At 53.7% G+C, this 15,314-nt stretch carries 16 protein-coding genes; 5 read left to right on the forward strand and 11 right to left on the reverse strand.

From position 1 onward, the window contains the following. The first annotated feature begins 287 nt into the window (after window positions 1–287). Window positions 288–1,931: a bifunctional glucose-1-phosphatase/inositol phosphatase gene (gene agp / locus B880_RS0122730; RefSeq protein ID WP_017349761.1), complete on the forward strand. Its 1,644-nt coding sequence runs from the start codon at window positions 288–290 to the stop codon at window positions 1,929–1,931. A 40-nt stretch (window positions 1,932–1,971) separates the two neighbouring features. Here agp and B880_RS0122735 read toward each other — a convergent pair whose 3' ends face one another. From B880_RS0122735 to wrbA, 3 genes are all read right to left on the reverse strand, one after another. Then, window positions 1,972–3,348, reverse strand: coding sequence for an NAD-dependent succinate-semialdehyde dehydrogenase (locus B880_RS0122735; protein WP_017349762.1), 1,377 nt, complete (start codon window positions 3,346–3,348; stop codon window positions 1,972–1,974). Window positions 3,349–3,426: 78 nt separating this feature from the next. Beyond that, the gene (locus B880_RS0122740) at window positions 3,427–3,654 is read right to left on the reverse strand and encodes a YccJ family protein (protein WP_017349763.1); all 228 of its coding nucleotides are present in this window, start codon (window positions 3,652–3,654) and stop codon (window positions 3,427–3,429) included. A 21-nt stretch (window positions 3,655–3,675) separates the two neighbouring features. Then, complete coding sequence (gene wrbA / locus B880_RS0122745) at window positions 3,676–4,275, reverse strand: NAD(P)H:quinone oxidoreductase (RefSeq protein WP_017349764.1); 600 nt, start codon at window positions 4,273–4,275, stop codon at window positions 3,676–3,678. Between the two features lie 158 nt (window positions 4,276–4,433). Here wrbA and B880_RS0122750 point away from each other — a divergent pair, with 158 nt between their 5' ends. Beyond that, a complete protein-coding gene (locus B880_RS0122750; protein WP_026042855.1) occupies window positions 4,434–5,351 on the forward strand; it encodes a DMT family transporter in 918 nt (305 codons plus the stop codon). Here the strand turns inward: B880_RS0122750 and rutG are convergent. Genes rutG through rutA form a run of 5 tightly spaced genes read right to left on the reverse strand, consistent with a single transcriptional unit; the run spans window position 5,348 to window position 9,696 of the window. After that, window positions 5,348–6,667, reverse strand: a complete 1,320-nt coding sequence (gene rutG / locus B880_RS0122755) for a pyrimidine utilization transport protein G (protein ID WP_017349766.1) — start codon at window positions 6,665–6,667, stop codon at window positions 5,348–5,350. The two genes, B880_RS0122750 and rutG, sit on opposite strands and share 4 nt — an antisense overlap. A 22-nt stretch (window positions 6,668–6,689) precedes the next feature. Then, the gene (rutD, locus tag B880_RS0122760) at window positions 6,690–7,481 is read right to left on the reverse strand and encodes a pyrimidine utilization protein D (protein WP_017349767.1); all 792 of its coding nucleotides are present in this window, start codon (window positions 7,479–7,481) and stop codon (window positions 6,690–6,692) included. Next, window positions 7,481–7,876, reverse strand: coding sequence for a pyrimidine utilization protein C (gene rutC / locus B880_RS0122765; RefSeq protein WP_017349768.1), 396 nt, complete (start codon window positions 7,874–7,876; stop codon window positions 7,481–7,483). The genes rutD and rutC overlap by 1 nt, the downstream gene beginning before the upstream one ends. Before the next feature lie 18 nt (window positions 7,877–7,894). Continuing rightward, on the reverse strand, window positions 7,895–8,605 hold the full coding sequence (gene rutB, locus B880_RS0122770; RefSeq protein ID WP_017349769.1) for a pyrimidine utilization protein B: 711 nt from the start codon (window positions 8,603–8,605) through the stop codon (window positions 7,895–7,897). Further along, a complete protein-coding gene (rutA, locus tag B880_RS0122775) occupies window positions 8,605–9,696 on the reverse strand; it encodes a pyrimidine utilization protein A (protein WP_017349770.1) in 1,092 nt (363 codons plus the stop codon). Before rutA ends, rutB begins: the two co-directional genes overlap by 1 nt. A 292-nt stretch (window positions 9,697–9,988) precedes the next feature. Between rutA and rutR the strand changes: the two genes are divergently transcribed. Beyond that, complete coding sequence (gene rutR / locus B880_RS0122785; protein WP_026042856.1) at window positions 9,989–10,624, forward strand: HTH-type transcriptional regulator RutR; 636 nt, start codon at window positions 9,989–9,991, stop codon at window positions 10,622–10,624. A 61-nt stretch (window positions 10,625–10,685) separates the two neighbouring features. Here the strand turns inward: rutR and cycA are convergent, their stop codons facing one another. Together cycA and B880_RS0122795 are read right to left on the reverse strand one after the other, a co-directional pair. Then, on the reverse strand, window positions 10,686–12,077 hold the full coding sequence (gene cycA, locus B880_RS0122790) for a D-serine/D-alanine/glycine transporter (RefSeq protein ID WP_017349773.1): 1,392 nt from the start codon (window positions 12,075–12,077) through the stop codon (window positions 10,686–10,688). A 282-nt stretch (window positions 12,078–12,359) separates the two neighbouring features. Then, window positions 12,360–12,980, reverse strand: a complete 621-nt coding sequence (locus B880_RS0122795; protein WP_237761041.1) for a DUF4396 domain-containing protein — start codon at window positions 12,978–12,980, stop codon at window positions 12,360–12,362. A gap of 500 nt (window positions 12,981–13,480) precedes the next feature. Between B880_RS0122795 and sdiA the strand changes: the two genes are divergently transcribed. Together sdiA and B880_RS0122810 are read left to right on the forward strand one after the other, a co-directional pair. Continuing rightward, entirely contained in the window at window positions 13,481–14,203 is a 723-nt protein-coding gene (gene sdiA, locus B880_RS0122805) for a transcriptional regulator SdiA (RefSeq protein WP_017349776.1), read from the forward strand. Between the two features lie 122 nt (window positions 14,204–14,325). Continuing rightward, window positions 14,326–14,934 carry an acyl-homoserine-lactone synthase gene (locus tag B880_RS0122810; RefSeq protein ID WP_026042857.1) on the forward strand — a complete coding sequence of 203 codons (609 nt, stop codon included), beginning with the start codon at window positions 14,326–14,328 and terminating at the stop codon, window positions 14,932–14,934. Window positions 14,935–14,969: 35 nt separating this feature from the next. On the opposite strand, the gene B880_RS0122815 is transcribed toward B880_RS0122810, so the two are convergent. After that, window positions 14,970–15,194: a DUF2594 family protein gene (locus B880_RS0122815; RefSeq protein WP_017349778.1), complete on the reverse strand. Its 225-nt coding sequence runs from the start codon at window positions 15,192–15,194 to the stop codon at window positions 14,970–14,972. Between the last annotated feature and the right edge of the window lie 120 nt (window positions 15,195–15,314).

Consider the following 15,314-nt stretch of genomic DNA (forward strand, 5'->3'; position numbering starts at 1 on the left):
GAATCTCTGTTCCTCCGCCACATTTTACGGGCTAGCACAATGTGCTGGCCCGTTTGCTTTTGTGCGCAGTAAATTATCCCCTGTCTGAATTTCACCCCAATGCCTGCACAGGCCCAGATCCCTTGCCCCACAGGGGCCCATCTCTGCTATAGTCCTGTAACTGTTTTTGCAGCTCTGGCACATTTTTGCTGCTGGCTACGTTACACTAGGCGGCAATTCGCTGTTATAAGACGAGCTCCTCGTTTGAAAGCCAGTGTGTTTCACAATGAACAAATGGAATAGGCACAATGATCAAGAAACTGAGTCTTTGCGCACTGTCGGTGATCGCCACTTTACCCCTTGGGTTTGCGGCGCAGGCGGCTGAGAGCGATATGCAGTTGCAGCAGGTTTTGCTGCTAAGTCGCCACAATATCAGGGCACCGCTTGCAGACAACGGTAGCGTGCTGGAACAGTCGACTAAAAAGAGCTGGCCGCAATGGGATGTACCCGGCGGCCAGTTGACCACCAAAGGTGGCGTGCTGGAAGTCTACATGGGGAATTACACCCGTCAGTGGCTGGCACAGCAAGGCCTGGTACAGAACGGCGTTTGCCCGGACAGCAACAATGTCTTCGTGTATGCCAACAGCTTGCAGCGTACCGTCGCGACGGCCCAGTTCTTTGTTAATGGTGCTTTCCCAGGCTGTGATATTCCGGTCACGCATCAGGATGAGATGGGCACCATGGACCCGGTGTTCAATCCGGTGATCACCAACGATAATCCAGACTTCAATAAGAAAGCCCTGGCGGCCATGACCGCTGCTAATGAGCAGCTTTCTCTGAAACCGGCTTACCAGCGGCTGGAAAAACTGGTGGATTACAAAGCCGCACCGGCCTGCAAAGATAAAAAGCAGTGTGATCTGGAAAACGGTAACAACACCTTCAGCGCAGATAACGGCAAAGAGCCGAACGTCAATGGGCCACTGAAAGTCGCCAATTCGCTGATGGATGCCTTTACCTTGCAGTATTACGAAGGTTTCCCGGCGGATCAGGTTGCCTGGGGACAGATCAAAACCGCTGAACAGTGGCAGGAGCTCTCCGCGCTGAAAAATGGCTATCAGGACGCGCTGTTTAGCACGCCAGAAGTGGCGCGCGAAGTGGCCGCCCCGCTGGCAGATTATATTCGCAGCCAGCTGATTGATCAGGACAGCGCGAACGCACCAAAAGTCACCGTGATGGTCGGACATGACTCAAATATCGCGTCACTGCTGAGTGCGCTTCAGGTCAAGCCTTATACCTTGCCGGGCCAGTTTGAAAAAACGCCGATTGGCGGTCAGGTGGTATTTGAGCGCTGGCACGACAAGAAAAACAACAAAGACCTGCTGAAACTGGAGTATGTCTATCAGACCGCCGATCAGCTGCGTGATGCCGATGTGCTGAGCCTGAAGAATCCGCCTAAGCGCGTGACGTTGCAGTTAGCCGGATGCCCAACAGATGCTAATGGCTACTGTAGCTGGGAGCAGTTTAATCAGGCGCTGAACGGCGCGTTACAAGGGACTGCCATGCAGCCTGCCGCGCCTGTTGCCCCGCAATCGGCCACTGCCGATCCTAGCGCGTTGCAAAAGTTAAGTGCCGATCAGGCGGCCACGACGCAGGCTCAGGAAGCCAAAGCGGCCGCAGAGAAAGCCGCAGCCGATAAAGCTGCAGCCGATAAAGCTGCCGCTGAGAAGCAGAAAGCGGACAAAGCAGCCGCAGAGAAGCGCAAAGCTGAAAAGGCTGCCGCAGATAAAGCCGCAGCGGAAAAAGACGCTGCTGAGAAAGCGGCTGCTGAAAAAGCGGCAGCGAACGAAAAAGCAAAAGCCACCGCTGAGAAGCAAGATGCGGGCACTCCGGCACCTGCTGCTACCAGCGCAGCGCCAGAGGCGAACAAAGCCGCTACTGCATCATCACAATAAGTCACCTACAGGCACAACCTCGGTTGTGCCTGTTTTTTCTTTACCCGCCGCTGATCACCACCAGCTTTTGGTTGGCAAACTCTTTAATGCCTAAATCCGACAGTTCACGACCATAACCCGAGCGTTTCACGCCACCGAACGGCAGTTCGGCAGCGGTATCACTTTGTGAGTTAATGAACACCATACCGGTTTCGATTTGTGATGCGAGTCGTCGGCCCCGGGCGATGTCCCGTGTCCAGACTGATCCACCCAGTCCGTAGTGCGAGTCGTTGGCAAGGGCTACCGCTTCAGCCTCACTTGCCACCACATACACCTGCGCAACCGGGCCAAAAAACTCTTCAAACCAGGCCGGATTATCACGCGTGATGCCAGTCAGAATGGTAGGCTGGAAATAGCACCCCACGCCAGCAATCGCCTTACCGCCATACTCAACCGTTGCCCCGTGGGCGATGGCATTGTTCACCTGTTTGATCAGCCTTTCATGGGCCTCAGCCGAGGAGAGCGGTCCCAACGTGGTTTTTTCATCGAGCGGATCGCCCGGCGTCACCGCAGCAAAGGCATCCCGCAGCTGTTGTAAAAAGGGGGCTGCGATATCCTGATGCAGGATGAAGCGTTTCGCCGCGGTACAAACCTGGCCGCAGTTGCTCAGCCGCGCCTGGGCACCCTGACGTACAGCCTCGTGGATATCTGCATCGTCCATCACCATAAAGACATCGTTACCGCCGAGCTCCAGCGTCGATTTCTTCAGATATTTGCCCGCTTGCTGTGCCACCGCGCTGCCCGCACGCTCAGAGCCGGTTAAGGCGACACCCTGAACCCTGTCGTCGGCGATCAAATCCGCAACCTGTTGATTAGAGATAAACAGATTGGTCCAGGCCCCAGCCGGGGCACCGGCTTCCTCCACCAACTGAGCAAAGGCTTCCGCACACTGTGGCACGTTGTTAGCGTGTTTCGCTAACACCGGGTTACCTAGCGCCAGGTTAGGTGCCAGCACGCGCATCAGCTGGTAATAGGGGAAATTCCAGGGCTCAACCGCCACAATGACGCCAATCGGGTGATACTCAATCCAGGCGTCACCGAGTTCGCTGGCATAGGGTTGCGGCTGGAGCTGTTGTGCTGCTTGCCGCGCGTAGTAACGGGCAATTTGCGCGCAGATTTTGACTTCACCACGGCTTTGAGCAATTAATTTTCCCATTTCCTGGCTGGCAATCACGGCCAGCGCCTCAACCCGGCTCTCTATCAGGTCGGCCAGTTTTTCCAGCACCTGCAGGCGCGGTTGGATCTCACCTTTACTCCAGGCAGAGTGGTACAGCCGATCCGCCTGTGCCAGTGCCGCCTCAACGGCCTCATCCTGGTGGTCGGGGAACTGCTTTAGTAGCTGATTGGTGGCGGGATTCACACTTTTATAGCCAGACATATCTCGCTCCGTGGTCATCAGAAGGGGGGGATTTATGACGAAAGGCAGAAAGACGCAATCGTCTCTCTGCCAGGCAAATCAGACATTTCTACGTTCGATGGTTTTATTGTCCCAGGTCAGCACGTCGTCCTGGGTTTTGGCAAAGGCGAGTTCCAGCACATCGTTATTTCCCTGCTGCTCCCAGATCGCTTCTGCTAATTTTTCGTCATACTTTGCCACTTCAAAAATCGCCTCGGCAATTTCCCGTGAGGTTTGACGAATCGTTGCCCATTCAGCCACGTGGTGAGCTTTATTTGGATCGGTCATTATTGTCTCCTGTTAATCAATTCAGCCTTTCAGTTTCACCGTCAGCCCGGCGACATACTCGCCCTGATAGCGAGCAATATTGAGCTCCTCTTCTGTTGGCTGACGTGATCCATCGCCACCGGCCAGCGTGGTCGCACCATAAGGCGTACCGCCGCGCACCTGTGAAATATCAAACAGTTCTTTGGTGCCATAGCCAATCGGGACAATGACCATGCCGTGATGGGCGAGGGTGGTCCAGACCGAGGTAATCGTCTGCTCCTGACCGCCACCGGTACCCGTAGAGGCAAACACGCTGGCGATTTTGCCGTACAGCGCACCCGAAGCCCACAGCCCGCCGGTGCGATCCCAGAAGTTACGCATCTGTCCCGCCATGTTACCGAAGCGGGTCGGCGTGCCGACCAGAATGGCGTCATACCGCGTCAGAATCTCCGGTGTGGCTTCCGCCGCAGCCTGATTCACTTTTCCGCCTACCTGGGCGAAACGCTCTGCATCCATACTTTCCGGGACACGCAAAATATCCACCTCGGCACCACTGACGCGGCGAGCCCCTTCGGCTACCGCCTGTGCCATGGTTTCGATATGTCCATACATTGAGTAGTAGAGCACCAAGATTTTGGCCATTGCTTTCTCCCTGGAGGGTTATTGGAGGTCAAAATCTCAGTATAGAAGAGCCAGCCCGAGTTGCCGCCCGAGGTAGGGCGGCTGGCTAAAAAATGCGCGGTTTGCTTTTCCCCCTGGCTATGCGCACAATGGCTACCTTCTTACTTTTCTGGTGATGTATGGCTCAACCTTCGCGTTCACTCTCCTTTGGCATTACTCGCCAGGAGTTGGTGCTTATTCTTATTACTATGGTCTGGGGCGGCACCTTTCTGGTGGTGCACCGCGCGATGCAATTCAGCGGGCCATTTTTCTTCGTCGGCGTGCGCTTTGCCGTCTCTTCGCTGCTATTGGCCCTCTGTTTTCGCCGTTATTTGCGCGGCATGACCTGGCAGGAGATTAAAGCCGGTAGCTTGATTGGCTTGTCCATTGCAGGCGGATACGGTTTGCAGACCTATGGTATGCAAACCATCAGCAGCAGCCAGTCCGCCTTTATTACCGCGCTGTATGTGCCGGTGGTGCCGTTGTTGCAGTGGCTCTTGCTGCGCCGCGCTCCGGGGCTAATGTCGTGGTGCGGAATCATGCTGGCGTTTGGCGGCCTGCTGCTGATTTCAGGGCCACAAGATGGCGAACTGGGGCTGAATCAGGGAGAGATCGCCACGCTGTTCAGCACCATCGCCATTGCGTTTGAGATCATCCTCATCAGTCGCTATGCCGGTAAAGTGGATGTGCGCCGCGTAACGCTGATCCAACTGGCGGTGGCCTCTCTGGCGGCCTTCTGTTTCATGCTGCCAAATGGGGAGAGTATTCCGCCGTTTAATTCGGCCGTGATTTTTAGTGCCATCGGTTTGGGCGCAGCCAGCGCACTGATTCAGATCACCATGAACTGGGCGCAGCGCAGCGTTTCACCCACCCGTGCCACCGTGATTTATGCCGGAGAGCCGGTGTGGGCTGGCGTGGTTGGGCGTATTGCCGGAGAACGGTTACCCGCCGCAGCATTGCTGGGTGGGGCGCTGATTGTTTGTGGTGTGATCGTCAGCGAGCTGAAGCTGAAACGAAAAAAGCGGGGCGCAGAGAGTGACGCCCCGTTACAGGATTAAAGCGCGTTCCGCGCTTTCTCTAACATCATGCCTCGCTTGCGCAGCAGAGCATGGAGCAGGATGGCACCAAAGGTCGCGGTGCCAATCCCACCCAGCGTAAAGCTGCCAATTTTCAGGGCAAAATCCCCGGCACCGAGCACCAGCGTGGTGGCCACCATAATCAGGTTGCCATTCTGGTTAAAGTCGACCTGGTTCTGAACCCAGATCCGCGCCCCTGCCACGGCAATCAGGCCGAACACCACAATCGATGCCCCACCAATCACAGGACCGGGAATGGTGTGGATTAATGCGCCAAACTTCGGCGAAAATCCTAATACCAGCGCAATCACTGCCGCCGCCACAAATGCCAGCGTAGAGTAAACTTTGGTCACGGCCATTACGCCAATATTTTCCGCATAGGTGGTGACACCGCTGCCGCCAATGGCACCTGAGATCATGGTCGCGAGACCATCGCCCACAAATGCGCGTCCCATCCACGGATCAAGATTGCGCCCGGTCATCCCGGCCACCGCTTTGAGATGGCCAAGGTTTTCTGCCACTAAAATGACCGCCACTGGCGCTATCATCACGATGGCCTGCCAGTCGAATTGTGGCGTGGTGGTATGCGGTACGCCGAACCAGGGGGCGGCTGCCACCAGGCTAAAATCCACCGGCTTACCTAACCCCAGGCCGTTAGTGAGCAGCGCATACAGCGCACAGGCGATAATTAATCCCACCAGAATCAGCAGTCGTTGCACCAGACCCCGGGTGAATACGGCCACCAAACCGATACACAACACCGTCATTACCGCCACCCAGCTATCAAAACTACTGGCGGCAACGCTGTGAACCGCAATCGGCGCTAAGTTCAGCCCAATCGCCATGACAACGGCCCCGGTGACAACCGGAGGCATCAGGCGTTCTATCCAGCCGGTTCCTACTTTCATCACAATCGCGCCAATCAGGCTGTAGAGCAGGCCACAGGCAATCACGCCGCCCAGCGCGAGGCCCAGCTGTGGATTTAACCCCTGGCCATTAAACCCGGTTACCGCAATGATTACCCCCACAAAGGCCGCACTGGAACCGAGATAACTCGGTACGCGCCCGCCAGTGACCACAAAGAACAGCAAGGTGCCTATTCCAGAGACCAGGATCGCCAGGTTGGGGTCCAGCCCCATTAGCAGGGGCATTAAGACGGTAGCGCCGAACATCGCCACGGCATGTTGCAGCCCCATCACCATGGTCTGCCCGAACGGCAGGGTTTCATCGGGAGCAATCACGCCATTGTCACTGATTGCCGATTTTTTTTGCCACTGCGGAAACCAAGAGCCAGCCATAGTGTGCCTCCAGAGAGGGAAGTTATACCGGGAGTGCTGAGGTGACGGATAGCCACTGCAACAGCAGTCGATTAAAGGTTTCCGGTTCCGTTACGCTCATGGCGTGTCCACCGGAAGGCATATAGTGCAGGCTGGCATTAGGCAGCGCCCGTGCCAGTGCATCGGAACAACTCCATGGCACCAGCAGATCGTCCTGGCTGGCGACGATCCAGACCGGGTGATCAATTTGGTTGATTACCGCGCTAAAGTCAGCTTGCATCAGTGCATGCAGGCGACGAAGCAGGTTTTCGGTTCCCTGAAAATGCTGCACCAGATGTGCATCTTCCTCCGCCAGTCGGCGCTGATGCTGCGCCATCCACTCTGCGGGGTAAAGAAACAGGGGCTGGGCGCGAACAAAGGCTTCCACGCCCACATTCAGCAGCAGATCCTGGCGTACGCGGAAGCAGCGTTGCGTATGGGGATGCAGGCTTATCCAGCCGTTAATCACCACCAGCCGTTCCAACTGTTGCGGATAATCAAGCGCCAGTTGCAGCCCTATCAGCCCGCCCAACGCATGACCAATCAGGCTGTAGCGCTCAATACCTTGTTGCGCCAGCGCAGTGGCCAACTCAGCTGCCATCATCGGCAGGCTGTAGCCTTCCGGGATCGCATCCGCGCTGCGACCGGTTCCGCGCTGGTCATACAACACCACGCGATAGCGCTCGCAGAGCGCGGCAAGCTGCGGCTGCCAAAAGCCGCTTACCCCGCCCAGTCCAGAGGAGAGCACCAGCGTAGGTGCATCAATGGCCTGTAATCCGTGGATTTCAATATGCATTACACCTCCGGGCGACCGAGGTGCGCGACGCTGGCGATTTCTACCAGCGCATCAGGTTTTACCAGACCGCACTGAATGCAGTAACGTGCGGGTTTTTCCCCTGGGAAGAACTCGGCATACACCTCATTAATGGCGCTGTAGTTGCTCCAGTCGGTGAGGAAGATGGAGTTGAAGGTGACATCTTCCATGCTGCCTCCGGCGGTTTCCACCACGCTTTTGATGGTTTCCAGCACATGGCGCGTTTGTGCCGCGGCATTGCCAACGTGGACGACGTTATTTTGTTTATCAAACGGTAAGGTGCCAGAGACATACAGCACGCCATCGGCGAAGGTGCCGGGAACGAAAGGGGCAATCGACGCGGAGGTTCCTGGTGGGATAATGACGCTTTTAGGCATTGTGTATTCCTTACAAGTTTAGTTTTTCAGGGTTTCGCAGAAGGTATCGACAGTCGATACCCAGCCAAAGAAGGTTTCGATATTGAAAATCGCGGCCTGCTGAGCAAAGGCCGGACCGGCTTGATAGGTGGCATCTTCCAGTACCACACCAAAGTATTCGAGGAAGAAGCCATCACGCAGCGTCGACTCCACACAGACATTGGTCGCAATGCCGGTAAAGATCAGATGACGGATGCCACGGCTGCGTAACATGCTGTCGAGTGGCGTGTTGAAGAAGCCGCTGTAACGTGGCTTCGGCAATACGATGTCACCGGCTTGTGGCACTAACGCATCCACCAGCGCGTAATCCCAGCTACCTTTCGCCAGCAGCGTGCCTTGCAGCTCAGGGTGTTTACGCATGGTTTTCAGTGCATTAGATTTGTGGAAGTTGGGCGAACCGCCGTCGCCTGCTTCGACGTAGTCACTGTCCCAGCCATTCTGGAACCAGATAATCTGGATACCCGCCGCCCGCGCGGCGCTGACCGCCTGCTGGATTTTGGCAATCACCGGTTGCGTGGCGGAGACGTCAAATCCAGCCAGATCCAGGTAGCCCCCTTCAGTGGCGTAAGCATTTTGCATATCCACCACAATCAGCGCGGTCTGTTGCGGCGGAAAGGCAATGGCCTCTGGCCGGGCGGGGAGCTCTTTTTGCGGTAAGGTGCTGCTGTGCGCGCAGTAAACCGTTGTCATCATGCCACCTCTTTTTCTGGTGATAGCAGCGCGCTGCGGCACTGCATCAAGGGCTGGATGTGTTGCCCAAAGGCGTCAATACCCGCTAAAAAATCATCAAAGGTCAGCAGTACGCCTGCGGTGCCGGGGACAGTAGCGACTTCGTCGAGCATGCGGGCAACACTGCTGTAGGAGCCCACCAGGGTGCCCATATTGATGTTGACGGCCGAAGTGGGGTCAGCCATCTGGCGTACGTTGGTGTCGCTGCCTGATTTTGCGTCCACCTGGCTTTGTGTCGTCAGCCAGGCGAGCGCTTCCTCATCCGCACCGGCTTTGTAGTGCTCCCAGCGTGCACGGGCTTCTTCGTCGCTTTCGGCTGCGATGATCATGAAGAGTACGTAGGAGCCGACATCGCGGCCCGCCTTGTCAGCCGCTTGCAACATGCGACTGGCAGTAGGGGCAAACGCAGCCGGTGTGTTGACGCCTTTACCAAAGCAGAAGTTGTAGTCTGCGTGTTGTGCGGAGAAGGCCATACCGGCATCGCTTTGTCCGGCGCAGATCACTTTCATCGGTTTCTGCGGCTGCGGGCTGACGCGACAATCGTTCATGGTAAAGAAGTCGCCTTTGAAGTCAGATTTGCCTGTACCCCACAGATCGCGGAGTACCGTGACGTATTCGGTCAGGTAGTTGTAGCGACTGGCAAAGTAGTCATCGCCTGGCCACAGTCCCATCTGCTCATATTCTGGCTTTTGCCAGCCAGTCACGAGGTTGACGCCAAAGCGTCCATTGGAGATGGAGTCAATCGTGGCGGCCATGCGTGCGACGATGGCCGGTGGCAAAGTGAGGGTGGCGGCAGTGGCGTAGATTTCAATTCGCGAAGTGACGGCGGCCAGCCCGGCCATCAGCGTGAAAGACTCCAGGTTGTGGTCCCAAAACTCGGTTTTACCGCCAAAGCCCCGCAGTTTGATCATCGAGAGGGCGAAATCAAACTGGTAGTGTTCAGCCTTGAGTACGATAGCTTTATTGAGTTCAAAGCTCGGCTTGTACTGTGGCGCATGGGTGGAGATGAGCCAGCCATTGTTGCCAATCGGAATAAAGACACCAATTTTCATGTGAAACCTCGTAAGTAATGAGAGGAACGTTTCACGCGCTGCCTCCTGCGGACTTCCTGTCCTGCAACGCTCAGGTTGATGGTTGCAAGGCCTGTGCCAGTTATTTTTTATCTTTATTTTTCATGTGGTTAATTTTTTATGTTGTCGTAAACTGGAGTGAGTGGTCTGTTTTGGACCATTTGGTAAAATTAAATTGCACGTTTTTCAGGCAGTGATGGTCTGTTTCGGTGCATGGGCAGGAGGCGGCAGCTTTGTTATGATGCCGCGCAAGCAGAACGGATGAGGTTTGACAGTGAAATCAGATGAAAAGATGCCGACGCGCCGTTCCCGTGCTGTCGCCGCAAAACGCAGCGCGATTTTACAGGCCGCGCTGAGTTTTTTTTCCCAGTTTGGTATTCATGGCACCAGCCTGGATAAGGTCGCTGAGCGGGCGGACGTCTCAAAGACCAATCTGCTTTACTATTTCCCTTCAAAAGAGGCGCTGTATATTGCAGTGCTGAAAGAGATTTTGGATATCTGGCTAGCGCCGTTGCGAGCGTTACGCCATGACCACCAGCCACTGGTCGCGATTCGTAACTACATTGAGCTGAAGCTTGAGGTTTCTCGCGATCACCCTGAAGCATCGCGCCTGTTTTGCCTTGAGATGTTGCAGGGCGCGCCGCTGTTAAAAGGTGAGCTGGCCGGGGATTTAAAGCAGTTGGTGGATGATAAAGCCGCCATTATTCGCCAGTGGGTGGAAGAGGGGCAGCTGGCCCCAATTGAACCCCAGCATCTGATTTTTATGCTGTGGGCCACAACCCAGCACTATGCTGATTTTGCCAGTCAGGTTGAGGCGATCACCGGTCAGACGCTACAGGATGCTCACTTTTTTGCCCAAACGGTGGAGAACGTTCAACGCATGGTGATTGAGGGAATTCGCGTTCGCTAAGCGGATCTTCAGCGAAAAAAAACGCCTCATTGCTGAGGCGTTTTTTATACGATAAAAAATCTTATGCTTTGCGGCGGCGCAACAGCCAGCCCACGGCGAGGATCACAAACCACAGTGGCGTGACCATCAGCGCTTGACGGGTGTCATCTTCCAGCGTCAGCAGCACCAGTACAAACACAAAGAACGCCATTACTACCCAGCACATCAGCGTACCGAGTGGCATTTTAAAGGTAGAGGCAGCATGACGCTGTGGATGTTTCTTGCGGTACACCAAATAGCTGCACAGAATAATAGTCCAGACAAACATAAACAGAATGGCGGAAACCGTGGTCACCAGGGTGAACACCGTCATGACATTCGGAATCAGGTAAATCAGGGCTACACCGCCAATCAGGCACAGGCACGAGAAAAACAGGCCGCGCGTAGGGACAGCGCGTGGAGAAAGACGTGCAAATGAAGAGTGGGCCACGCCTTGCTCCGCCATGCCGTAAAGCATACGGCTGGTGGAGAAAATACCGCTGTTGGCAGAAGAGGCCGCTGAGGTCAGCACCACAAAGTTCACGATGGTCGCCGCCGCAGGCAGGCCGGTCAGCAGGAACATCTCAACAAACGGGCTACGGCCTGGAATCACCTGATCCCACGGCGTTACTGCCATAATCACGCACAGCGCTAACACGTAGAACATAATGACGCGAATCGGAATGGCGTTAATTGCTCGTGGCAATACCTTGTGCGGATCGTGCGTCTCAGCGGCGGCAGTGCCTACCAGCTCAATCCCGACGAAGGCAAAAACCGCAATCTGGAAGCCAGCAAAGAAACCACTCAGGCCTTTCGGGAACATCCCGCCGTGATCCCAGATATTGCTCAGTGCCGCATGGGTGCCGTTCGGTGAGGCATAATGCATGCTCACCAGGACGATACCGACGACAATCAGTGCCACAATCGCAACGATTTTAATGATCGCAAACCAGAATTCCATCTCACCAAACATCTTCACGGTGGCGATATTCAGGCTCAGGAACACAATCACGCACAACGCGGCGCTCATCCAGACCGAGAAGTCAGGGAACCACAGCTGGAAATAGTTGCTTATCGCTACGATATCGGCAACGCCGGTAACGACCCAGCAAAACCAGTAAGTCCAACCGGTAAAGTAACCTGCCCAGGGCCCGAGCAGATCGGCGGCAAAATCACTGAAGGATTTATATTCGAGGTTTGACAGTAACAGCTCACCCATCGCACGCATGACGAAAAACAGCATAAAGCCGATAATCATATAAACAAAAATGATAGATGGCCCGGCGAGGCTAATGGTTTTTCCCGAACCCATAAACAGACCGGTGCCAATTGCGCCCCCAATGGCCATCAGCTGGATGTGCCGGTTATGTAAGCTGCGCCGCAGCTTCTCGGGTGCTTCTGCTGTGAGCAGCGTCTCTTTTGACTGGTCTACCATACAATAAGTATCCTGTTTGATGTTGTGTCAGCTCTGCTGGCTGATAAGCCCATAATACCTGCGGAATAGTGCAGGATTGCATAAGATAGAGGAAAAGAGGCAGCAACGGGTAATGCTATTTTCCTCTGTGTGAGCCGCCTGTCAGTTTGGTTCGTACCGCTATTCACAGGATGTGAGCCAGTTCCGAAAAGCAAACGATTACCCCGCATCAAGTAATGGGATTTATGCTTTCAGGGGGGATGAAGAGAGAAGGGCTGTTACCGCACGGCAACAGCCAGGCCGTCAGGCTACGGGGGTCAGCCCGCGCTTAATCACAAAATGGCTGGCGGGCCAGGAAAAGACAAAACCGGTCAGAATGGCGAGTTGCAACATAAACCAGAAATGCGTCAGTAAGGGATTAATTTCCTGATTCAACACATATTTTAACGCCAGTGCCATAAACAGAAAAACACCGGCCTGAAAAATTAGCAGCGGAAAGATTTCAGTTTTACAGGCCAGCCCGAGCACGCGCCAGAATGAATAGCCTTCACGTTGACGAATCGCCAGGAACTGAAAAAATAATCCGACAAATAAACACAGCGGCAGTGTAATTAAAGCTTCATGCCAGAGTGCCGGGTAAATAGAAAAATAATTAAGAGCAGTGACTATCGGTATTGTTATTACTTCAGCCAGAATACAGGCCGCGGCGGAAAGCGACGTGGAAACAAAAATGGTTTGCCAACCGCTGTTGCGATTAATTGCTTGCGGAATCAATTGTTTTAGTCGGATCTGCCGACCGGGTTTACGCCCCAGATACCACCAGGCAACCCAGCCAATAAACGGCATATACAATCCGGTCAATGGCCAGATGACATTCATCACGGTAACCGGATGGCGAAAGCGGAAAATATCCTTAAGTATCATTAAAGCAGTACAGAGACCAGTGATTAAAAATGGTAACGCCAGCTGATTTAACATTGCTATCTCACCTACGGGGAACCCGCCGTTTAGGGCTGAAAGAGACGGTCAAAACACCACACAACGTACTGCTATTGAGCTCAGGCAGCGCCGCCTGCACGCCTGGCTATCCTGCCATGAATGCCGCTAAGGAAAGTGGGTACAGCCCGCGCTTCGGTAAAAATGTTGCCGCAAAAGGCACGGCTGCCGATAACCCAGTGTTTCTTAAAACATTAACCTGACGTTCTCATTTTAGTTAAAGTTGAAAGTTAATTTTTATCGTTCAGATAAAAAATTAGCAGCTATATCAGGATTGCAACACCATCAGAAAAATCTTATTCTCCTGAATGGGCGAAGACCACACAGCAATCGCCTCATTTTAATAAATATTTTTACTCATAATAATTTAAATTTTTACTTACAAAAATGGAAAACCAGATAGGGCGTGAGGAGAACGCTGAGGCGATATGACAATAGACACTTTTTTTTTATGGCGGCGTGAAGTACATAAGACATTTCATGAGATAACCGCCTCTGCAGACCTTGAAGCTGCATTACAGCAACAAACAGAAGCGTTGGGATTTGAGAATTATGCCTTTCTGATTCAACACCCGGTGCCTTTTACACGACAACGCCTATTTCTTTTTAGCACTTACCCGCAGGCATGGATTAAACGCTACGAAGAAGAGAATTATTTTCAGTCCGATCCTGTATTACAGGTTTGCCAACGCACCGGGATTGGCGTGGCATGGAGCGCTGAACTTTTTCGCGAAAGTGGTAATTTATGGCAGGAGGCGAATCAGTTTGGCTTGCAGAGTGGTTTTTCCTGCTCAGCCATGGCGGCGAACCGTGCCTTAGGTATACTGTCGATGTCTTCGGCACAGCTGATTAAAACCAGTGAGTTACAGCATGAGTTAGAGGCTCAGCTACATTATCTGGCGGATTTGAGCCTGAGTGTGCTGGAGCGTTTTTCTGATAGCGCGATGCTGGTACTGAACAATGACTTTAGTCAGCGCGAGCTTGAAGTACTGAAATGGACCGCCGAAGGTAAAACGGCAGTGGAAATTTCTCTGATACTGGCGATTTCTGAGCATACAGTGAACTTTCATCAGAAAAATATGCAGAAGCGATTTAATGTTTCCAATAAAACGCAAATTGCCTGTTACGCCGCAGCAACTGGCCTGATTTAGCCAAAAAGCAACTACCAGAGTTAGTAGTTCCTAAGTGGAAACCAGTTGTCTAACCTGCGCCGGAACATATGCCAGGCTGGCGCAATGAAAACAGTGCAAACAAGGGGAAGTCAGGGCTGATGATCAAAATAATTCAAACCCAGTTTAAGGACATGCCATCCTCTTTGCTGGCGGAGCTCGGTGCTTATCGCTACAGCGTATTTGCGCGTGGTGAAGGCTGGTCGATACCGCCGAGACTCAGCACGCCAGGGCAGGAGTACGATAAATATGACCGCTCAGATGTCACATGGTTGCTGGCATGGTCAGCACGTGAGGGGATCTGCGGTTGCGCGCGGCTGATGCCGTGGAAAGAACCGGAATATGACGGCGTCGTCATTCCTTTTGAGCAGCAATCAGTATGGGAAATGTCGCGCTTTTCTGCGCGGCTGGACGTGTCCAGCGAATTGCCGCTGACGCTACTCTGGCATGCAGTTCAGATTTCAGAGCAGAACGGGATTGAGAGTATTATCAGCTCAGCGACGCCGATGCTGGAAAAAATGTTCAGTTCACATAATGTGGAGTATGAGCCACTGACGCCAGGTCTGATCCGTTCGGAGGACAACCTGTTTGCCATTCGTATTCCGGTCAAACAGCCGGCTTTGGCAGAAAAATATCGTGGTGCCAGACGCTTTAGCCCAGAAGAGGTGCTGCCTTCACTGGGGGTTTCCCTTAACTGGCAATCTCGCCGTTAATCGGTTACCGCCCCCATTGCTGGGGGCGATCTGCATTACTGACGATAGGCCGTTTTGATCTGCTGGATGGTGTTAGTAAACACTTCAGCTTCAGGCTGGTCGCCTAACGTTTTCACGTAACGTTCCATATTGATGACTACCTTGCCCGCATCTGCCTGACCAATGGCTTTCAGCATATGTGTGACCATCAACTTCAGGAAGGCAACTTCTTGCGCCAGCACTTGTGGATCGTCAGAAGTGGCAAAATTTTCATTACTCATCACTATTCTCCTTGGTGAAATAATAACAAAGGCAAACTCACTCTCAGTTACGGGCGCGAGTATATCACCCTAAATTGGGCGGTTATACATAAGCTACGTGCAAGATAAAACGGCACACCG

The organism is Pantoea sp. A4 (assembly GCF_000295955.2).
Lineage (GTDB): Bacteria > Pseudomonadota > Gammaproteobacteria > Enterobacterales > Enterobacteriaceae > Pantoea > Pantoea multigeneris.